The organism is Streptomyces curacoi, assembly GCF_001513975.1.
Lineage (GTDB): Bacteria > Actinomycetota > Actinomycetes > Streptomycetales > Streptomycetaceae > Streptomyces > Streptomyces curacoi.
This window is the reverse complement of record NZ_KQ947985.1, coordinates 253,295-274,231: the sequence shown is the minus strand read 5'-3', so window position 1 is coordinate 274,231 and position 20,937 is coordinate 253,295. Positions and strand designations below refer to the sequence as shown.

General features: G+C 69.7%; 15 protein-coding genes. 8 read left to right on the top strand and 7 right to left on the bottom strand.

The annotated features are described in order from the left end of the window. The first annotated feature begins 58 nt into the window (after window positions 1-58). The gene (locus AQI70_RS06705) at window positions 59-496 is read left to right on the top strand and encodes an SsgA family sporulation/cell division regulator (protein ID WP_062145480.1); all 438 of its coding nucleotides are present in this window, start codon (window positions 59-61) and stop codon (window positions 494-496) included. A 335-nt stretch (window positions 497-831) separates the two neighbouring features. On the opposite strand, the gene AQI70_RS06700 is transcribed toward AQI70_RS06705, so the two are convergent. Next, window positions 832-2,295 (bottom strand): YibE/F family protein, encoded by a 1,464-nt coding sequence (locus tag AQI70_RS06700; RefSeq protein WP_062145478.1) that lies wholly within the window; start codon window positions 2,293-2,295, stop codon window positions 832-834. 547 nt (window positions 2,296-2,842) lie between these two features. Here AQI70_RS06700 and thiC point away from each other — a divergent pair. Together thiC and AQI70_RS06690 are read left to right on the top strand one after the other, a co-directional pair. Then, complete coding sequence (gene thiC, locus AQI70_RS06695) at window positions 2,843-4,627, top strand: phosphomethylpyrimidine synthase ThiC (RefSeq protein ID WP_062145476.1); 1,785 nt, start codon at window positions 2,843-2,845, stop codon at window positions 4,625-4,627. 133 nt (window positions 4,628-4,760) lie between these two features. After that, the gene (locus tag AQI70_RS06690; protein ID WP_062145474.1) at window positions 4,761-5,864 is read left to right on the top strand and encodes a hypothetical protein; all 1,104 of its coding nucleotides are present in this window, start codon (window positions 4,761-4,763) and stop codon (window positions 5,862-5,864) included. Window positions 5,865-6,004: 140 nt separating this feature from the next. Here AQI70_RS06690 and AQI70_RS06685 read toward each other — a convergent pair whose 3' ends face one another. The 3 genes from AQI70_RS06685 to AQI70_RS06675 all read right to left on the bottom strand — a co-directional run bounded on the left by AQI70_RS06685 (window position 6,005) and on the right by AQI70_RS06675 (window position 9,497). Further along, window positions 6,005-6,874, bottom strand: coding sequence for a hypothetical protein (locus AQI70_RS06685; RefSeq protein ID WP_062145472.1), 870 nt, complete (start codon window positions 6,872-6,874; stop codon window positions 6,005-6,007). A 193-nt stretch (window positions 6,875-7,067) separates the two neighbouring features. Next, a complete protein-coding gene (locus tag AQI70_RS06680; RefSeq protein ID WP_062145471.1) occupies window positions 7,068-8,144 on the bottom strand; it encodes a metallophosphoesterase in 1,077 nt (358 codons plus the stop codon). A 240-nt stretch (window positions 8,145-8,384) separates the two neighbouring features. Next, entirely contained in the window at window positions 8,385-9,497 is a 1,113-nt protein-coding gene (locus AQI70_RS06675) for a LacI family DNA-binding transcriptional regulator (protein ID WP_079051179.1), read from the bottom strand. 428 nt (window positions 9,498-9,925) lie between these two features. Here AQI70_RS06675 and hisC point away from each other — a divergent pair, with 428 nt between their 5' ends. Beyond that, window positions 9,926-11,005, top strand: coding sequence for a histidinol-phosphate transaminase (gene hisC / locus AQI70_RS06670; RefSeq protein ID WP_062145466.1), 1,080 nt, complete (start codon window positions 9,926-9,928; stop codon window positions 11,003-11,005). Window positions 11,006-11,079: 74 nt separating this feature from the next. Here hisC and AQI70_RS06665 read toward each other — a convergent pair whose 3' ends face one another. Continuing rightward, window positions 11,080-11,472, bottom strand: coding sequence for a cyclophilin-like fold protein (locus tag AQI70_RS06665; protein WP_062145465.1), 393 nt, complete (start codon window positions 11,470-11,472; stop codon window positions 11,080-11,082). A 140-nt stretch (window positions 11,473-11,612) separates the two neighbouring features. On the opposite strand from AQI70_RS06665, the gene AQI70_RS06660 reads away from it, so the two are divergent. From AQI70_RS06660 to AQI70_RS06645, 4 genes are all read left to right on the top strand, one after another. Continuing rightward, window positions 11,613-13,121, top strand: a complete 1,509-nt coding sequence (locus AQI70_RS06660; RefSeq protein WP_062145463.1) for a cytochrome ubiquinol oxidase subunit I — start codon at window positions 11,613-11,615, stop codon at window positions 13,119-13,121. 20 nt (window positions 13,122-13,141) lie between these two features. Continuing rightward, the gene (gene cydB, locus AQI70_RS06655) at window positions 13,142-14,161 is read left to right on the top strand and encodes a cytochrome d ubiquinol oxidase subunit II (RefSeq protein ID WP_062145461.1); all 1,020 of its coding nucleotides are present in this window, start codon (window positions 13,142-13,144) and stop codon (window positions 14,159-14,161) included. Window positions 14,162-14,225: 64 nt separating this feature from the next. Beyond that, a complete protein-coding gene (gene cydD, locus AQI70_RS06650) occupies window positions 14,226-17,732 on the top strand; it encodes a thiol reductant ABC exporter subunit CydD (protein WP_244181500.1) in 3,507 nt (1,168 codons plus the stop codon). Window positions 17,733-17,854: 122 nt separating this feature from the next. Further along, window positions 17,855-18,937: a peptidoglycan DD-metalloendopeptidase family protein gene (locus AQI70_RS06645; RefSeq protein WP_062145459.1), complete on the top strand. Its 1,083-nt coding sequence runs from the start codon at window positions 17,855-17,857 to the stop codon at window positions 18,935-18,937. A 41-nt stretch (window positions 18,938-18,978) separates the two neighbouring features. On the opposite strand, the gene AQI70_RS06640 is transcribed toward AQI70_RS06645, so the two are convergent. Then, window positions 18,979-19,905 carry a Cof-type HAD-IIB family hydrolase gene (locus AQI70_RS06640; RefSeq protein WP_208607323.1) on the bottom strand — a complete coding sequence of 309 codons (927 nt, stop codon included), beginning with the start codon at window positions 19,903-19,905 and terminating at the stop codon, window positions 18,979-18,981. A 113-nt stretch (window positions 19,906-20,018) separates the two neighbouring features. Then, complete coding sequence (locus AQI70_RS06635; RefSeq protein WP_062145456.1) at window positions 20,019-20,921, bottom strand: LLM class flavin-dependent oxidoreductase; 903 nt, start codon at window positions 20,919-20,921, stop codon at window positions 20,019-20,021. Between the last annotated feature and the right edge of the window lie 16 nt (window positions 20,922-20,937).

Below are 20,937 nucleotides of genomic sequence, written 5' to 3'. Positions count from 1 at the left end.
ATTCCACCAGTGTCGGGGTCCGTTCCCGGCCAGTCGACGGCAAACGACGGGGTAGGCGATGCGCGATTCCGTACAGGCAGAGGTCATGATGAGCTTTCTCGTCTCCGAGGAGCTCTCCTTCCGCATCCCGGTGGAGCTGCGCTACGAGACCTGTGATCCCTACGCCGTCCGACTCACCTTCCACCTGCCCGGCGATGCCCCGGTGACCTGGGCCTTCGGCCGCGAACTGCTGGTCGATGGCGTGGGCCGACCATGCGGGGAGGGAGACGTGCGGGTCTCGCCGGCCGGCTCCGACACGCTGGGCGACGTCCTGATCCGCCTGCAGGTCGGAGCGGATCAGGCCCTGTTCCGCTCCTCGGTGGCGCCGCTGGTGGCTTTCCTCGACCGCACCGACAAGCTGGTGCCGCTGGGGCAGGAGGGCGCGCTCGCCGACTTCGACGCCCACCTCGACGAGGCCCTGGACCGCATCCTGGCGGAGGAGCAGAGCGCGGGGTGATGCGTCACGGCAGCGAGGTGGGTGGCGTAACGCTTTGCCCCGCGCTCTGGGGGCGTGCGGGAACGCTTCTTCTGCGCCGGGCGTGCCCCGTTGCGCCGGATGGGTGAGGTTGGCCGCGTGAGGTCGCGGCTGGATCCGTGTCTTCCATCGCGGCCGGATCCATCACCGCTTCCGTCGCGGGCGGGGCCTGTCACCGCTTGCGCCGCCGTCGGGTGCCTGCCACCGCATTCGTCGCGGCCGGGTGCCTGCCACCCCCTCCGGCGCTGTCGGGTGCCTGCCACCGCTTCCGGCGCTGCCGAAGGCATGTCACCGCATGTGTCGCGGCCGGATCCCCGTCACCGCTTCCGCCGTCGCCCCCGCCCGCCGCGCCCCGCGGTCGGCTGTGCGCCCGCAGGGACCGGCTGGGTGCCCGCCGGCACCGCCCCCTTCCCCGGCCGGTCGGCCGAGACCACCAGGGCCGCGAGAGCCGTCGTGACCGGCACCGAGGCGACCAGGCCGATGGAGCCGACCAGCGTGCGCACGATCTCCTCCGCCACCAGCTCACTGTTGGCGACCGTGCCGACGCTGCTCTGCGCGATCGAGAAGAGCAGCAGCAACGGCAGTGCGGCGCCCGCATAGGCCAGGACGAGCGTGTTGACGACGGACGCGATGTGGTCACGGCCGATACGGATGCCCGCCCGGTACAGCCCGCGCCAGCCCATCGTCGGGTTGGCCTCGTGCAGCTCCCAGACCGCGGACGTCTGGGTCACCGTCACGTCGTCGAGGACGCCGAGCGAACCGATGATGACGCCCGCGAGCAGCAGACCGCTCATGTCGATCGACGGATACAGCCCGTGGATGAGGCCTGTGTTGTCGTCGGTGTTGCCGGTGAGCGCGGCCCAGTCGATGAAGGCCGAGCCGAGAACGCCGATCAGCAGCAGTGAGATCAGCGTGCCGAGCACCGCCACCGACGTACGGGCCGAGAGGCCGTGGCACAGATAGAGGGCGATCAGCATGATCGCGCTCGACCCCACTACCGCCACGACCAGCGGGTTCGAGCCCTGCAGGATCGCGGGCAGGATGAAGAAGTTCAGCACCAGGAAGCTGATGGCCAGCGAGACCAGCGCCATGACGCCCCGCATCCGCCCGACGAGCACGACGGCGAGTGCGAAGATGCCGGCCAGCACCCCCAACGGAACACGCCGGTTCACGTCGGTGACCGAGTACTGCAGGTCCTTGGGCGCGGAGGGCTCGTAGGCGACCACGACCTCCTGGCCCTCGTGCAACTGCCGCGACTGGTCGGGCTGCACGATCTCCGTGAACGTACGGCCCTTGTCCTTGCCGGTGTCGACGCGGATCGTCGCCTTCTTGCAGGTGCCGTTCTCCCGCTGCACGGCGGCGGAACCCTCGGCGGTGGAGGTGTCGCCGGTCGGGGGCACTCCCGAGGCGCCGGCGGTCTTGCAGCTCACCTCGACCACCTCGGTGACCGTGGCGTGCTGCGTCTGCCGGTCGAAGCCGACCCCGGTGCGCTCGTGCGGCGGGGCACCGCCCGGCCACAGCACCGCGAGCCCCACCACCACCGCCGCGGCGAACGGGATCAGGACCGCCGCGATGACCTTGCGCAGGTGCTGGGAGACAGGGGCGGCCGGACCGTGGGCATGACTGTGCGAGTGTCCGTGCCCGCCACCGCTGTCGCCGCCGTGCCGGCCGCCGGATCCGGGACCGTGTCCATGACCGCCGCCTGAATCGTGACCGTGCCCGCCACCCGGATCTGGTCCCTGCGCCGGTGAGCCGCCGGACTCGGGGCCGTGGTCGTGCATGCCTCCGGGGGCGGGCTCACGGTCGTGCCCGCCACCGGGCCCGCTCCCGTGCTCCCGGCTCCCGCCGGAGCTGGGACCGTGTTCGTGCCAGCCGCCGGATCCAGCCGCGTGACCGTCCTGGCCGCCTCCCGGAGCACGGCCGTACCCACCCTCGTATCTGGCTCCGGGAATCACCGAACCGCGGCCGTCGGTACGGCCGTTGCCCCGCGCGGGGCCGCTTCCGAAGCCGTTTCCGGGGCCGGATCCGCCGGGCGGCTCGGGCGGTGGGTACGGAGGTTCATGCGTCGTGGTCACCGACCGATCATCGCAAGAACGACCGGGGCCCCCTGTTCACCGCGCCAGAATTGACGCTAGCGTGGAGGCACCTTTGTACACGCGGGAGCTCGGAGCACCGGGCTGAGAGGGCGCTGACCTCCGTCCCAGCGATGTTTCACATGAAACATCACCCATCACGAGTGATGTTTCACACGAAACGTCGGCGGACGGAAGCCGCTGCGTCGACCGCCGAACCTGTTACCGGGTAATGCCGGCGTAGGGAGTAGGTCTCATGACCAACAGGGACGCACGCACGCCTGCCTCCGTCCAGGACATCAAGTCCCAGGAGGCCGGGAAGTCCATCGGCTGGCACAAGGCGTATGTCGAGGGTTCACGCCCCGACATTCGGGTGCCGGTCCGACAGGTGCACCTCACCAACGGGCAGTCGGTCACGCTGTACGACACGTCGGGCCCGTACACCGATCCACTGGTCGAGACAGACGTCCGCAGGGGCCTGGCTCCGCTGCGGGAGAACTGGATCGTCGCCCGCGGCGACACCGAGGAGTACGCGGGCCGTCCCGTCCGTCCCGAGGACGACGGGATCAAGCACACCTCGCCACGCGGCGGCCTGCGCAACCTCGACGCGGTCTTCCCCGGACGACCGCGCCAGCCCCGTCGCAGCCGTGACGGCAAGGCGGTCACGCAGCTCGCCTACGCGCGCCGCGGTGAGATCACCCCCGAGATGGAGTTCGTGGCCGTCCGGGAGAACGTCTCTCCCGAAGTGGTCCGCGACGAGATCGCCGCGGGCCGGGCGGTGCTTCCCGCCAACGTCAACCACCCGGAGATCGAGCCGATGATCATCGGCAAGCGGTTCCTGGTGAAGGTCAACGCGAACATCGGCAACTCCGCCGTCACCTCCTCCATCGAGGAGGAGGTGGAGAAGATGACCTGGGCGACCCGCTGGGGCGCCGACACGGTCATGGACTTGTCCACCGGCCGCAACATCCACACCACGCGCGAGTGGGTGCTGCGCAACTCCCCTGTGCCGATCGGCACGGTGCCGCTCTACCAGGCGCTGGAGAAGGTCGACGGCAAGGCCGAGGAACTGACTTGGGAGATCTACAAGGACACGGTCATCGAACAGGCCGAACAGGGCGTGGACTACATGACGGTCCACGCGGGCGTGCGCCTGCCGTATGTGCCGCTCACCGCCAACCGCAAGACCGGCATTGTCTCGCGCGGCGGCTCGATCATGGCCGCGTGGTGCCTGGCGCACCACAAGGAGAGCTTCCTGTACGAGAACTTCGAGGAGCTCTGCGAGATCCTCGCGGCGTACGACGTCACATACTCGCTGGGCGACGGCCTGCGGCCGGGTTCGATCGCGGACGCCAACGACGAGGCGCAGTTCGCGGAGTTGAAGACCCTCGGGGAACTCAACCGGATCGCGAAGCGTTTCAACGTACAGACCATGATCGAGGGCCCGGGACACGTCCCGATGCACAAGATCAAGGAGAACATCGACCTTCAGCAGGAGATCTGCGATGAAGCTCCGTTCTATACGCTCGGCCCGCTGACGACCGACGTCGCCCCGGCGTACGACCACATCACCTCCGGCATCGGTGCCGCGATGATCGCCTGGTGGGGCACGGCCATGCTCTGCTACGTCACGCCCAAGGAGCACCTGGGCCTGCCCAACCGTGACGACGTCAAGACCGGCGTCATCACCTACAAGATCGCCGCCCACGCGGCCGATCTCGCCAAGGGGCACCCCGGTGCGCAGGAGTGGGACGACGCCCTGTCCGACGCCCGCTTCGAGTTCCGGTGGGAGGACCAGTTCAACCTCGCCCTGGACCCGGACACGGCACGGGAATTCCATGACGAGACCCTCCCGGCCGAGCCCGCCAAGACGGCTCACTTCTGCTCCATGTGCGGGCCGAAGTTCTGCTCGATGAAGATCTCCCAGGACATCCGCCGGCAGCACGGCGGCAGTCAGGAGGAGATCGAGGAAGGTATGGCGCAGAAGTCGAAGGAGTTCGCGGCGGCGGGCAACCGGGTGTATCTGCCGCTCGCCGACTGAGCGGAGTACCGACCGGGCAGGGGGGCCACGCATACGACGGCGCCCCTGCCCGGTGCGCGCGGTAAGTCCCCCGTCCGGTCACGGAAAGAGCACGACGCCGCTCGGTCGGATCAAGATCTCTAGTGTCTCTCGTGTGAGTGGGATCGATGTCACCAACGGAGTGGTGGGCGCCTTCATCGGCATGCTGTTCGCGGTGCTGTTCCAACAGCCCCTTCAGGACGTCTGGTACCGGCTGCGCAGGCGGTCGGCCAGTGCGTTGCGCAGCCTGGGGCGCAGGGAGGAGTCCGGGCCCGCCTGGCGCACGTTCTCGCTGGGGCCGCTGCAGACGTCGGCGCTGATCGTCGAGGGAGACGGCGACAAGCCGATACCCCCGGAGGCGGTGTACGTGCATGTGCTCGACGGCGAGGTGGAGTTGCCGTCGGACATGGCCGGCTGGCGCGAGGAGATCGTCGAGGAGAGTGAGCGGCTGCGGGCCGAGGGGCGCACCCCTTTGTGGAACGGACCGCGCTACGCGGTCGAGTCGGTCGACATCTCCCGTACCGCTCTGGACGAGACGCCCGAGGTCCATCTGCGGCTGCGCGCAACGGACTACTACACGTTCCTGGCCGCTCAGCAGCTCGACCGCCGGCTTCCCGACGGCACGACTCCCCGTTCCCGCTACCTGGATCCGGAGAGGCCGCTTCAGGCGCCGGACTTCCTCCAGTGCAGCTTCGCGGTCAACATCGCGGTGGTCACCGCCGACGACATGCTGGTGGTGAGTCAGCGCAGCGACCGGGTACGCATGGCGCCGGGCGTGTGGAACTCCTCCGTCAACGAAGGCTTGTCACGGCACATCGACTCCTCCGGGCGGAGTGCACCAGAGCTGCACGCGGTGGCCCGTCGGGGCATGCGGGAGGAACTGTCCCTGGAGCCGCACGAGTACACGCTCGAACTGCTCGCGTTCGTGCTGGACATCGACAAACGCCACTGGAGCGCGCACTTCCACGCCAGGCTCAAGGAACTGAAGAGCTCGGATCTCCAGGAGCGGATGAGCCGGGGCGTCGCCGACCGGTGGGAGCACCAGACCATCGAGTACGTGCCCTTCCGGCCGGCTCCCGTGGTCAAGTACCTGCTGCGGGAGGACCGTGTGCATCGATGGGCACCCCTGGCGCCGGCCCTGTTCCATCTGTCCCTCGTGCACGCCTTCAGCCGGACGCTGGTGGAACGCGTGGAGGCGCAGATCATCCGGCGCCTGTAGCACCGTACGAAAGATGCCAGGGCCCGGTCTTCGGCTTGCGCCTCCCCGGGAGGTTCCCCGGGGCTCCACCGAGGAGGAGGGACCCCTGGTGGAGGCCTCCTCACGGTGGGGTGCAAGCCGAGGGGCGACTGCGGCCGGCCTCACTCCGGCTGGTGTTCCGGCCCCCCGAATTCGGGGCTGGTGTAGTCCGGGCTGGTGAAGCTGGGGCGCGGGCCCGGGGAGGCTCCGTCGTCCGGGCTGCTGAAACCCGGGCGGCCGTAGCCGAGGTGCGGGATACGGCCGGCCGGTGCCGATGGAGGCGTGTGGTGCAGTGCCGACGCCGTGCCGGGGTCGGCGAGCGCCTCCCGTAGGAAGGGCAGAATCCCGCGCTCCAGCAGGGCATCCCGCCAGGCTTCCCTGGCCCGGGCCACCTCCTCGCTCAGTTCGCCGTACGGCCCGGCGTCCAACGCGGGCCGGTTGCGCAGGGCGGTGAGCAGGAGGCCGACGGCGGCGACCAGGATCGCGGCCGCGGCGATGGCACCGAACACCCATCCGGTGGTGAGCATCGTCTGGGCGAACGCCGGCTCGGGGTCGAACATCTTCAGGATGTAACCGACGAGGAGGAAGATCGCCGCGGCGGTGCCCGCGAGGACGGGTGCCAGGACGGCGACGACGGCGGTGACGCCAGGGCCGGCTGTCTCGGCGACTTCTCCCATGGTGGTGGCGAGCCCCATCGCACCCGAGCCCGACTCGGCCGAGCCGGATTCGCGGGCGGACGACGGGGTGGACGGCGCCGGTTGACGCAGTTCCTCGCGGACCTTCACGTAGTGCTGGTACTCGGTCGCCGCGGCCGCCGTGATGAGTGCGGTGGCGTTGAGCGCCATGGTGCGCAGCTGTTCGGCGTTGAGCCGCTGTCCGACAGCGGCCAGCTCCGGGCGGTGTGGTGCGGAGCGCAGCGCCTCATCGAGGATCCGCTCGTACTCCTGGCGGTCCTCGCTGTGCAGGTGCTGCGGAACGCTGTTCATGTGCATCCCCCGATGCTCCGTAGGGCTTGGGGCTCGCATGCCAACGAGCCGTCGGGCAGAAACGGAGGGGAGCCTGCTACGGATAAGCCGATGGTAGAGCGGTGACGGCACACGGTGACAGGGGGTTTGCCAAAATTGGGCCCTGGCCTGCGCCGTCTTCCGTCACTGCGTCATACGGGGACGTCTGCCCGGTGAACGTTCAGATATCCAGGGGAAGTTGCTGGACCAGCAGCTTTCCGGCCATGGTCACGCCGCCGTCCATCGCGATGGCGAGGCCGTCGGCGTAGACATGCGGTCCCTCGACCAGGGGCCCGGTGCTGTCCTCGCCGTCCTCGGAGCCGACCTCGCCCAGCAGATACGGAATGGGGCTGTGGCCGTGAACGATGCGGGTGCCGCCGTACGTATCGAGCAGCGAACGCACATGGTCGGCGCCGCCCTCGTCGCGGAAGGAGAAGCGCTTGGTGAACTTCCGGAACAGATCCCAGACTTCGTCGGCGTCATTGCGCGTGAGCGTCTCGCGGACGGTGTCGTTGACCGCCTCGATCGAGTCGCCGTAGTCGAGATAGGCGGTGGTGTCCGAGTGCACGAGCAGATGGCCGTCGACCTGCTCCATGGCGTCCAGCCGGGACATCCACTGCAGGTGGTGGTCCTGGAGGCGGTCCATGTCGGTCTTCTGACCGCCGTTGAGCAGCCAGGCCGCCTGGAAGGTGGCGGTGCCCGCGCCGGAGTTGACGGGGGTGTCGCCGAACCGCTTGGCGCCGATCAGCAGCAGCTCGTGGTTGCCCATCAGGGCCTTGCAGTAGCCGCCGGCCGCGGCGGCCTCGGCGGACAGCCGCATCACGAGGTCGATGACGCCGATGCCGTCCGGGCCGCGGTCGGTGAAGTCACCGAGGAACCACAGCCGGGCGGTGCCGGCGCACCAGTTCCCCGCCGAGTCGATGAGCCCCTTCTCCTGGAGGGCGGCCACCAGCTCGTCGAGATAGCCGTGCACATCGCCGACGACGAACAGCGGGCCGGGACCGCCCACCGACTGGGGGGCCGGCGCGGCGGCGGGGTCGACGTGCACCTGGACCGTGTCACCGCGGTTGATGACCGGCAGGTCGCGCTGGGTCGGTGTGTACCCCTCGGGGTAAACCTCCTCGCGAGGCGGGGCGACCTCGCCCGGGTGCGTGCTGTGGCCGTACGGACCGGTCTCGTGGACGTACGCGGGCACCCGGAAGTCGCGCAACGTCGCCGTCCGCTCCACCTCGGGTCCCTGACCGGCCCCCTGAGTCATCAGACCCCTCCACCATCGCGCCGCAGCTGCACCGCATCGGACTGCCTGGTCGCAGCGGCCCGCGGTGTCGTGGGCCCATCATAGGAATGCCGATCGCGCCATGTGATGACCCAGGGGTGGTGAATCGGAGCAGGACTCCTGTCCACCGCGGCTTTCGCCCCGATTGGGCAGGGCTTCGACCGTCCGATGACTCCGCTCCGGTCCCTCCTCGACCTGCTGCTGCCGCTCCCCGACCTGCTTCTACCGCTCCTCGGGAGACCGAGGCGGGCTGACCGTCGTACGCGGCGGGCGTCGCTGGGACGAGGTACGCACGATCAGCTCGGTCGGTATCACCTGCTCGACCGGCCGGTCCGACTCGACTCCTTCGATCGCGTCGATGAGGAGCTGGACCACGGCCGTGCCGATGCGGCGCGGCTTCAGGGAGAGCGTGGTGATGGGCGGCTCTGTGTTGGCGTACACGGTGGACTCGCTGCAGCAGACCAGAAGCAGGTCGTCCGGTACGCGCAGGCCGTAGCGGCGGGCGGCGGCGAGCAGGTCGGTGCCGTTCGGGTCGAACAGGCCGTAGACCGCGTCGGGGCGGTCGGGGCGGGCGAGCAGCCGGTCGGCGGCGACGGCCCCGGCGCACGGATCGTGCGCCGGGTAGGCCTCGTACACCGGGTCCTGGCCGACCCGCTCGCACCAGCGCAGGTACGCGGTCGTGGACAGATGGGTGTACGTGTCCGTCGTGGTGCCCGTCAGCAGTCCGATCCGGCGGGCACCCGCGTCGGCCAGGTGGTCGAGAATGCCGAGGACGGCGGCCTCGTGGTCGTTGTCGACCCAGGCGGTGACGGGGAGCGAGCCGGCCGGGCGGCCGTCGGAGACGACCGGCAGGCCCTGCCGGACCAGTTCGCTGACGACCGGGTCCTGGTCGGACGGGTCGATGACGACCGTGCCGTCGAGGGCGACGTTCGACCAGACGTCATGGCGCGAGGTCGCGGGGAGGATCACCAGGGCGTAGCCGCGGGCGAGCGCGGCCGAGGTGGCCGCGCGGGCCATCTCGGCGAAGTACGCGAACTCGGTGAAGGTGAAAGGTTCATCCCCGTAAGTCGTCACCGTCAGGCCGATGAGGCCGGACTTGCCGGTACGGAGCGTGCGGGCGGCGGCCGAGGGCCGGTAGCCCAGCCGGTCGGCGACCTCGCGGACATGGCGTCGGGTGGCGTCGGGGAGCCGGCCCTTGCCGTTGAGGGCATCGGAGACGGTCGTGATGGAGACCCCGGCGGCGGCGGCCACGTCTCTGATGCCCGCCCGGCCGGGCCGACTGCCTCGACGTGAGGTTTCCGCGCGGCTCACCTGGTGCTTCCCTGCTGCTGTCATGGCGAGCCGATAGTAGGGCTCATGCGGTGGGGTAGTGCGGACGCATATGCAGCCGTTGACAGGCACGTTTCTGCAAGGTCATCAGGCGTCAAATCCCTTTGAAAACAAGGTAGTTGAACGATCCAATGGTAGGACGTGACTTGTCGGCACGCATGGGCCTGCCAACTGTCCGATGTTTCGAAGAGGTCTCAACTCACCTTCACGAGGGATGCGCGCCACGGCGTGAACCACCGGCGCATAGATATATGTGTGACGCGCCCCCCAATTCGTACACCTTCGTACAGCGATGCCCCTGATGCTGGTGTGACAGAAGGGGCCTGAAGCCGGGGGCGTCGCACCTGTACGCATCGACGCCGAATCCTCATAAGGTGAGGAGTATTGGAGCCGGCGGTGGTGATGGGCCGCCGGTGGTCGCGAGGAGGACTGCGGTGAGCGAGACGAGCCCCAAGCTGCGCGCCGAGCTGGAGGGTATCCCCACCTACAAGCCGGGCAAGCCCGCCGCGGCCGGTGGCCCGGTGGCCTACAAGCTGTCCTCCAACGAGAACCCCTATCCGCCGCTGCCCGGCGTGATGGAGACCGTGACCGCGGCTGCCGCCTCCTTCAACCGGTACCCGGACATGATGTGCACGGCGCTGATGAACGAGCTGTCCGAGCGCTTCGGTGTGCCGGCCTCCCACCTGGCCACCGGCACCGGCTCGGTCGGCGTCGCCCAGCAGCTGCTGCAGGCCACCGCCGGACCCGGCGACGAGGTCATCTACGCCTGGCGGTCCTTCGAGGCGTACCCGATCATCACGCAGATCAGCGGTGCGACGTCCGTGAAGGTGCCGCTGACGCCGGGTGATGTGCACGACCTGGACGCGATGGCCGCCGCCATCACCGACCGGACCCGGCTGATTTTCGTCTGCAACCCCAACAACCCGACGGGCACGGTCGTGAAGCGGGCCGAGCTGGAGCGGTTCCTGGACCGGGTGCCCGGCGATGTGCTGGTGGTGCTCGACGAGGCGTACCGCGAGTTCATTCGCGACCCTGAGGTGCCGGACGGTGTGGAGATCTACCGCGAGCGCCCGAACGTCTGTGTCCTGCGGACGTTCTCCAAGGCCTACGGCCTCGCCGGTCTTCGTGTCGGCTTCGCCATCGCCCATGAGCCGGTCGCGGCGGCGCTGCGCAAGACGGCCGTGCCCTTCGGCGTGAGCCAGCTCGCGCAGGACGCGGCCATCGCCTCGCTGCGCGCCGAGGACGAACTGCTCGGCAGGGTCGGTTCGTTGGTGTGCGAGCGCAACCGCGTGGTCGACGGGCTGCGCGCTCAGGGCTGGACGGTGCCCGAGACCCAGGCCAACTTCGTGTGGCTGCGGCTGGGGGAGCGCACGGTCGCCTTCGCTCAGGCGTGTGAGCAGGCGGGCGTGGTGATCCGGCCGTTCCCGGGCGAGGGTGTGCGGGTCACGGTCGGGGAGGTCGAGGCGAACGACATCTTCCTGAAGGTGGTGGAAGGCTTCCGGAAGGAGCTCTAGGGCTCCGCGGGCGCGGTCAGGCGTCTACGGGTTCTCCGCGCGCGGTCAGGCGTCTGCGAGTTCTCCGCGCGCGGTCAGGCGTCTACCAGTTCCACGCGCACGGGGTCGCCGTCGCGCACCGTCGCCAGCAGGCGGGGGTCGCCGTCGAGGTGGCCCAGGACATTGCACGGACTCGCGAGGCGGCACTCGTCGCCTCGCGAGATCGGCGTGGGCCCATAGGGGAGGGCGAGCGCGTCGCCGTCCGTCCAGAAGGCGACCGTGCCCGGATCGACGACCTGCCGGGCGTTGGTTTCACGTGGAACGGCGACGCCCGTGTCGAAGTAGACCTCCTCGCCCCAGGTGCGGGCGGTGGAGACGAGGGGCAGGGCCTTGACCAGGGCCTGCGTGGTCGGGGTGTCGTCGAGGGTCGCGGTGAGGTGTCCCGCGGGCCAGGAGATCCGTAGTTGTAGCGGTGTCTGTGTCTGCATGCCGCAGATTCAACAATATGTTGAAGGTCGCGGCCAAGGGGTTGAGGCAAGGGGGACCCCCCTTCGAAGCCCGAAAAGGCGTGCTGCATAATTGCTTGTGAATGTGAACGCTTTCACAAGCGTAGTTAAGGAGCGGCGACGTGGACCTGGCTTTGGCGCCGGAGACTCTGGCGCGCTGGCAGTTCGGCATCACGACCGTCTACCACTTTCTGTTCGTCCCCCTCACGATCTCGCTTGCCGCCCTCACGGCCGGTCTGCAGACCGCCTGGGTGCGCACGGAGAAGGAGAAATACCTCAGGGCGACAAAGTTCTGGGGCAAGCTCTTCCTGATCAACATCGCGATGGGTGTGGTCACCGGCATCGTGCAGGAGTTCCAGTTCGGTATGAACTGGTCCGACTACTCCCGCTTCGTCGGTGACGTCTTCGGCGCTCCGCTCGCCTTCGAGGCTCTGATCGCCTTCTTCTTCGAGTCCACCTTCATCGGTCTGTGGATCTTCGGCTGGGACAAGCTGCCGAAGAAGATCCACCTGGCCTGCATATGGATGGTCTCCATCGGCACGATCCTGTCGGCCTACTTCATCCTCGCGGCCAACTCGTGGATGCAGCACCCGGTCGGCTACCGGATCAACGAGGCGAAGGGGCGGGCCGAGCTCACCGATTTCTGGCTCGTGCTGACCCAGAACACCGCGCTCGCCCAGGCCTTCCACACCCTCTCGGCGGCCTTCCTGACCGGTGGCGCGTTCATGGTCGGCATCTCCGCCTTCCACCTGCTCCGCAAGAAGCACATCCGCGACATGAAGACCTCGCTGCGGCTCGGTCTGGTCACCGTGGTCATCGGCGGCATGCTCACCGCGATCAGTGGCGACGTCCTCGGCAAGATCATGTACGAGCAGCAGCCGATGAAGATGGCCGCGGCCGAGGCGCTGTGGGACGGCGAGAAGCCCGCGCCCTTCTCGGTCTTCGCCGTCGGCGACGTCGACAAGGGCCACAACAAGGTCGCGATCGAGATCCCGGGCCTGCTGTCCTTCCTGGCCAAGGACGACTTCACCTCGTACGTCCCCGGCATCAACGACGTCAACAAGGCCGAGCAGGAGAAGTACGGGCCCGGCGACTACCGGCCCAACATCCCCGTCGCCTACTGGGGCTTCCGCTGGATGATCGGCTTCGGCATGGCGTCGTTCACCATCGGCCTGATCGGGCTGTGGCTGACCCGCAAGAAGTTCATGTTGCCGCAGCACCTGAGGGTCGGTGACGACGAGGTGCCGCATCTGGTCCTCTTCCCGAAGAAGGCGCTCGGTCCGAAGCTGACGAAGTGGTACTGGCGCATCGCGATCTGGACCCTGGCCTTCCCGCTGATCGCCAACTCCTGGGGCTGGATCTTCACCGAGATGGGCCGCCAGCCGTGGGTCGTCTACGGCGTCCTGCGCACTCGGGACGCGGTCTCCCCCGGTGTCTCCCAGGGCGAAATCCTCACCTCGATGATCGTCTTCACCGCGCTCTACGCGATCCTCGCCGTCGTCGAGGTGAAGCTGCTCGTGAAGTACGTCAAGGCCGGCCCGCCCGAGCTCACCGAGGCCGACCTGAACCCGCCCACGAAGATCGGCGGCGACTCCCGTGACGCCGACAAGCCGATGGCCTTCTCGTACTAGGCCGAGGGAGCTGCACAGTCATGGAACTTCACGACGTCTGGTTCGTCCTGATCGCCGTCCTGTGGATCGGCTACTTCTTCCTGGAGGGCTTCGACTTCGGGGTCGGCGTCCTCACCAAGCTGCTCGCCCGGAACCGTCCCGAGCGTCGGGTGCTGATCAACACCATCGGCCCCGTCTGGGACGGCAACGAGGTGTGGCTGCTCTCGGCCGGCGGCGCCACCTTCGCCGCCTTCCCCGAGTGGTACGCCACGCTCTTCTCCGGGTTTTACCTGCCTCTGCTTCTCATCCTGGTCTGCCTGATCGTCCGGGGCGTCGCCTTCGAGTACCGGGCCAAGCGGCCCGAGGAGAACTGGCAGCGCAACTGGGAGCATGCGATCTTCTGGTGCTCGCTGATTCCGGCGTTCCTGTGGGGCGTGGCCTTCGGCAACATCGTGCGGGGCGTGAAGCTCGACCAGAGCCATGAGTACGTCGGCGGTGTGCTGGACCTGCTCAACCCGTATGCGCTGCTCGGCGGTCTGGTGACGCTGACGCTGTTCACCTTCCATGGGGCGGTGTTCACCGCGCTCAAGACCGTCGGCGAGATCCGGGAGCGGGCGCGGACTCTGGCCCTGTGGGTCGGTCTCGCCGCCGCTGGGCTGGCGCTGCTCTTCCTGCTCTGGACGCAGATCGAGAACGGCGACGGTCGGAGTCTGGTCGCGCTCGTGGTGGCCGTGGCCGCGCTGGTGGTGGCTCTGCTTGCGAACCAGGCCGGGCGCGAGGGATGGTCGTTCGCCTTCTCGGGCGTGACCATCGTGGCCGCCGTGGCGATGCTCTTCCTGACGCTCTTCCCGAACGTCATGCCGTCCTCGCTCAATGACGAGTGGAGCCTCACGGTCACCAACGCCTCGTCGAGCCCCTACACCCTGAAGATCATGACTTGGTGCGCGGTGATCGCCACACCGGTCGTCATGCTCTACCAGGGCTGGACCTACTGGGTGTTCCGCAAGCGGATCGGCACGCAGCACATCGCCGCGGATGCCGCTGCGGGGGCCACGCACTGAGTCCACTGCGGGTGGGGTGTTTGACGATGTTTCACGTGAAACACCCCGCCCTGGACCGAAGGGCATGTTTCACGTGAAACCGATCGATCCGCGTCTTCTCCGATACGCCCGCGCCACTCGCCTCTTTCTGATCGCGGTCGTCGGCCTGGGTGCCGTCGGTGCGGGGCTGGTCATCGCGCAGGCGATGCTCGTCGCCGAGGTCGTGGTGGGTGCATTCCAGCACGGGATGTCCGCTGCTGAACTCCGCACTCCCCTACTGCTGTTGGTCGTCGTCGCGATCGGTCGCGCCCTGGTCGCATGGCTTACCGAGCTCGCCGCCCACCGCGCGAGCGCGGCGGTGAAGTCGGAACTGCGCGGGCGGCTGCTCGACCGGGCGGCCGAGCTGGGACCCGGCTGGCTGAGCGGACAGCGGACCGGATCGCTGGTCGCCCTCGCCACGCGCGGAGTCGACGCCCTCGACGACTACTTCTCGCGCTATCTGCCGCAGTTGGGGCTCGCGGTGGTCGTGCCGGTGGCAGTGCTGGCGCGGATCGTGACCGAGGACTGGGTCTCGGCGGCCATCATCGTCGGCACCCTGCCGCTCATCCCGATCTTCATGATGCTGATCGGCTGGGCCACGCAGTCTCATATGGACCGTCAATGGCGGCTGCTGTCCCGACTGTCCGGGCACTTCCTGGACGTGGTCGCCGGGCTGCCGACCCTGAAGGTGTTCGGGCGGGCGAAGGCGCAGGCCGAGTCGATCCGGCGGATCACCGGCGAGTACCGCAGGGCGACCATGCGGACCCTGAGGATCGCCTTCATCTCGTCCTTCGCTCTGGAGCTGCTCTCGACGCTCTCGGTGGCGCTGGTCGCCGTGACGATCGGCATGCGGCTCGTCCACGGCGAGATGCATCTGTACGACGGCCTGGTCGTCCTTGTGCTGGCGCCCGAGGCATATCTGCCATTGCGTCAGGTGGGCGCGCAGTATCACGCGGCGGCCGAGGGGCTGTCCGCGGCCGAGGAGATCTTCGAGGTTCTGGAGACTTCGGTGCCGGCGTCGGGGAGCGCGGCGGTGCCGACGGGGGCGGTGTCGTTCGAGGGGGTCTCGGTCCGCTACCCCGGACGGTCCGCCGACGCCGTCTCGAATGCCTCCTTCGTCGTCGAGCCCGGCGAGACGGTCGCGCTTGTCGGGCCGAGCGGTGCGGGCAAGTCGACGCTGCTCAACGTCCTGTTGGGGTTCGTGTGCCCGACCGAGGGGCGAGCCCTGGTCGGGGGAGTCGATCTCGCCGAACTCGATCTGGAGGAGTGGCGCTCGCGTATCGCCTGGGTGCCGCAGCGGCCGCACCTGTATGCCGGGACGATCGCCGAGAACGTACGGCTGGCCCGTCCTGAGGCCGATGACGCTGCCGTGCGACGGGCGTTGGCGGACGCCGGGGCGCTGGAGTTCGTGGACGCGTTGCCCCAGGGTGTCGACACCGTGCTGGGTGAGGACGGGGCCGGGCTGTCCGCGGGGCAGCGGCAGCGGCTCGCGCTGGCCCGGGCGTTTCTCGCTGACCGGCCCGTGCTGCTGCTCGACGAGCCGACGGCCGCGCTCGACGGGGCCACCGAGGCCGAGGTCGTGGAGGCCGTACGGAGGCTGGCGGTGGGGCGGACGGTGCTGCTGGTGGTGCATCGGCCGGCGTTGCTGGGGGTGGCGGATCGGGTGGTGCGGCTCGCGGAAGCCGCGGCGCCCGTGCCGGCGGAGGACGTGCACAAGGCGTCCGTCGGCCGTGTGATCGAGCCCGGCGTGCACGGCGGTTCCGTTGCCCACGATGCCGAGTCCGTGCCGATCACGACCGACGCACGTGGTGTCCTCGCCCGCGTCCGCGCGATGTCCGGTGCCCGGCGTGGTCGCCTCGCCCTCGCGCTGCTGCTCGGGAGCCTCGCGCTCGGCAGTGCCGTCGGGCTCATGGCCACCTCCGGCTGGCTCATCTCGCGGGCCTCGCAGCAGCCGCCCGTGCTGTATCTGATGGTGGCCGTGACGGCGACGCGGGCCTTCGGCATTGGACGGGCCGTGTTCCGGTACGCCGAGCGGCTCGTGTCGCACGACGCGGTGCTGCGGATGCTGGCCGACACCCGGGTCGCCGTGTACCGGCGCCTGGAGCGGCTGGCGCCCGCCGGACTGCGCCGTACCCGCCGGGGTGATCTGCTCTCGCGGCTCGTCACCGACGTGGACGCGCTGCAGGACTACTGGCTTCGGTGGCTGCTCCCCGCCGCTTCCGCGACCGTCGTGTCCGCCGGCGCCGTCGGATTCACCGCCTGGCTGCTGCCCGAGGCCGGTGCCGTGCTGGCGGTCGGTCTGCTGGCGGCCGGGGCCGGAGTCCCGCTCGTCACGGGTGCGGTCGCCCGACGCGCCGAGCACAGGCTGGCCCCGGCCCGCGGAGCGCTCGCGACCCGTGTGACGGATCTGCTCACCGGCACCGCGGAGCTGACCGTGGCCGGTGCCCTGCCCAGCCGTACGGCCGAAGCGCGGCGGGCCGACGGGACGCTCACCCGGATCGCCTCACGGGCCGCCACCGCCACCGCGCTCGGCGACGGACTCACCGCGCTGATCTCCGGGCTCACCGTTGCCGCCACCGCCCTCGTGGGTGCCCAGGCGGTCGCCGACGGGCGGCTGGGCGGCGTGACGACGGCCGTCGTCGTGCTCACCCCGCTGGCCGCCTTCGAGGCCGTCCTGGGGCTGCCGCTCGCCGTGCAGTACCGGCAGCGGGTGCGCAAGAGCGCTGAGCGCGTGTACGAGGTGCTGGACACGCCCGAGCCCGTACGGGAACCGGAGCGGCCCCGGCAGGCGCCCGTGTCGCCCTTCCCGGTCGCGGTGAAGGCCCTGACCGCACGCCACGCAGGTCAGGACCGGGACGCGCTCGCCGGCGTGGACCTGACCCTGGAGGAGGGCCGCCGGATCGCTGTCGTCGGCCCGTCCGGCTCCGGCAAGACGACCCTGGCGCAGGTGCTGCTGCGCTTCCTGGACGTGGACGCGGGCTCGTACACGCTTGGAGGCGTGAACGCGAACGCCCTGGACGGCGACGACGTACGGCGGCTCGTCGGGCTGTGCGCGCAGGACGCGCACCTCTTCGACAGCTCCGTGCGCGAGAACCTGCTCCTTGCCAAGAAGGACGCCACCGAGGCCGAACTGCGCGACGCGCTCAGGCGGGCCCGCCTGCTCGACTGGGCCGACAGCCTGCCCGACGGCCTGGACACGCTCGTGGGCGAGCACGGGGCCCGGCTCTCGGGCGGACAGCGGCAGCGGCTCGCGCTGGCCCGCGCACTGCTCGCCGACTTCCCCGTCCTCCTCCTCGACGAGCCCGCCGAGCATCTCGATCTGCCCACCGCAGACGCCCTCACCGCCGACCTGCTGGCCGCCACCGAGGGCCGTACGACACTGCTCATCACCCATCGACTGGCCGGCCTGGAGGCCGTGGACGAGGTGGTCGTCCTGGCGGAGGGGCGTGTGGTGCAGCGGGGGACGTTCGCGGAGCTGACCGCTGCGGACGGGCCGCTGCGGGAGATGGTGAAGCGGGAGGAGCAGGCGGATCTGCTGGTGGCGGCGTCGTAGTGCCGGCGCAGTGCCGCCGCCGCTCGCGTCAACATCCGTACTGACCCGTCCGCAGCAACACGTCCCCCAGGCGTACGACCTGAACAGGACCGCGACCCGCTCCACGGGCCACGATCGCTGACATGCGTTCACGTCGCCGTCGTCTCCTGGTCGTTCCGGCGCTGTTGTGCGCGCTCGTCGTGCCCATGGCCCGGCCCGCCCACGCCATGGGCGACGGCAAGGGCACCCCGAGCCGCAACGGCACCGGAACCGGCGGCGACTCCGCCCTCAGCGGGCAGGTGGTGCAGCTGTACGAGGACGCCGCTCTGGCGACACAGCGCTACGAGGAGGGGCGGCAGGAGGCCGAGGTGCAGCGGGCGGAGGCACAGCGGATCGAGGCGCTGCTCGACCGCGAGCGGCGGGAGATCGGCGTCCTGCACGAGGACCTGGGCCGGATCGCGCGCGCCCAGTACCGCAGCGGCGGCGGGATGCCGCTCACCGCGCAGATCCTCCTGGCCAAGAGCCCGGACCAGCTGATGCGCGGTCAGCATGTCCTGTCGCAGACGAGCCTTGTCGTCAACAACGCCATCGAGAAGAGCCGCCGCGCCGAGAAACGGCTCGCCGCGGACGAGGCCAAGGCCGCGGCGGCCTGGCAGGGCCTGGAGAAACGCAATGCCGAGCTCGCCGAGCTGAAGAAGGGTATCGAGCAGAAGCTCGAACAGGCGCGATGGCAGTTGCAGGGGAAGGCCGATGCTGCCGTGGCCGCAGGCTCCTGCCCTGGTGCTGTCCGGCTCGACCAGTCGAAGAAGGACTTCCCGAGCGCGTGGGTCGCCCCCGTGGAGTCGTACGCGCTGTCCGCGGCGTTCGGCAGCGGCGGGCTGCGGTGGGCGAACCGGCACACCGGGCAGGACTTCGCCGTGCCGATCGGCACGCCGGTGCGGGCGGTCGGGGACGGGCGCGTGGTCAAGGTGGCGTGCGCGGGCGCCTTCGGCATGGAGGTCGTCGTCCGGCACGCGGGCGGCTACTACACGCAGTACGCCCATCTCGCCTCCGTCGCCGTCGACCAGGACGAGCGGGTCGACACCGGGCAGTGGATCGGCCAGTCGGGCACGACCGGCAACTCCACCGGGCCGCACCTCCACTTCGAGGTGCGGGTCACTCCGGAGATGGGCTCGGCGGTGGATCCGGTGCCGTGGCTGACGGCGCGGGGGGTGCGGCTCGGGTAGGCCCAGGGCCTGTCCGGCGGATCATGCCGGCGTCGCGGGCTCTAGCACCGCTCGGCCAACAGCTCCTCGATCACGACCGCCACACCGTCCTCGTTGTTGGCGACCGTCCGCCCCGACGCGGCGGCGATGACATCCGGGTGGGCATTGCCCATCGCGTACGACCGGCCCGCCCACGTCAGCATTTCCACGTCGTTCGGCATGTCCCCGAAGGCCACGACCTCCTCGTTCGAGATTCCGCGCTCGGCGCAGCACAGGGCGAGCGTGCTGGCCTTGGAGACGCCGGGGCCGCTGATCTCCAGCAGAGCGCTGGGGCTGGAGCGGGTGACATTGGCGCGGTCGCCGATGGCGAGGCGGGCGAGGGTGAGGAAGGCGTCGGGATCGAGGGTGTGGTGGTAGGCGAGGATCTTGAGCACCGGCTCGCCGGCACCGGGGCCGTCCGCGGCCAGGAGGTCCTCGGCCGACGCGAGCTCGTCCGGTGTCTCCATGTGCAGCTTGGGATAGTCCGGCTCCTGGTGGAAGCCGTACGTCTGCTCCACCGCGTACATCGTGCCCGGCGCCGCGTCACGCAGCAGCCGTACGGCGTCCAGCGCGTTCTCCCGCGCCAGCTCCCGCACCTTCACGAACCGGTGGGAGCCGGGGCCGCCGTGCAGGTCGACCACGGCGGCGCCGTTGCCGCAGATCGCCAGGCCGTGACCGTGGACGTGGTCGCTGACGACGTCCATCCAGCGAGCCGGGCGGCCGGTGACGAAGAAGACCTCGATGCCCGCCTCCTCGGCGGCGGCCAGCGCGGCGACCGTGCGGGGGGAGACCGACTTGTCGTCCCGCAGCAGGGTGCCGTCCAGGTCGGTGGCGATGAGCCGGGGGCGGACGGTGGGGGTTTCTCCCTGCTCGAGCGAAGTCGAGAGCTTGGAGGAAGCCGGGGTCTCGGGCTGTCGAGTCGCTGAGGTCACCCGGTCATTCTCCCGCATATGCCTGCACGGCCGTGCGGGAGTCCGCACATCTGAGGCGGTGCCTGAGGAGATCTCGCCCTTGAGGACGCCGTCGGCACCGCCCTCACCAGCGCCGTTGCGGACGTCGCTGTTCACCGCAGCTGCGCCGACGCCTCCATGGCGATCTGCTCGAAGACCTTCTCGTCGGCGGCGAAGTCCGAGTCGGGGATCGGCCAGTGGACCACGATCTCGGTGAACCCCAGTTCCTGGTGGCGTCCCGCGAAGTCGACGAACGCGTCGAGGGACTCCAGCGGACGGCCCCGGTCCGGGGTGAACCCGGTGAGGAGGATCTTGTCGAGCGCGGCAACGTCCCGGCCGATCTCGGCGCAGGCGTCGGCCAGCTTCTCCGCCTGTCCACGAATGGCTTGAACCGACTGTTCAGGAGTGCCGTTCTCGTACAGCTTCGGGTCGCCCGTGGTCACCCACGCCTGCCCGTACCGCGCCGCGAGCCGCAGCCCGCGCGGCCCGGTCGCGGCAACCGCGAAGGGCAGCCGGGGGCGCTGCACACAGCCCGGGATGCCGCGCGCCTCGTGCGCCGAGTAGTAGTCGCCCTCGTACGACACCGAGTCCTCGGACAGCAGCCGGTCCAGAAGCTGGACGAATTCGGCGAACCGGTCGGCCCGCTCGCGCGGCGTCCACGGTTCCTGGCCGAGCACGGTGGCGTCGAAGCCCGAGCCGCCCGCGCCGACGCCGAGTGTGAAGCGCCCGCCGGAGATGTCGTCGAGGGAGATCAGCTCCTTGGCGTAGGGCACCGGATGGCGAAAGTTCGGCGAGGTCACCAGCGTGCCCAGCCGCAGACGGTCGGTGATGGCCGCGGCGGCGGTCAGCGTCGGCACGGCACCGAACCACGGCCCGTCCCGGAAGTTGCGCCAGGACAGGTGGTCGTAGGTGTACGCGGCGTGGAAGCCGAGCTGCTCCGCGCGTCCCCACGCCTCGCGGCCTCCCTCGGACCAGCGACGGTACGGGAGGATCACGGTGCTCAGGCGCAGACTCATATGCCGAGCCTATGCG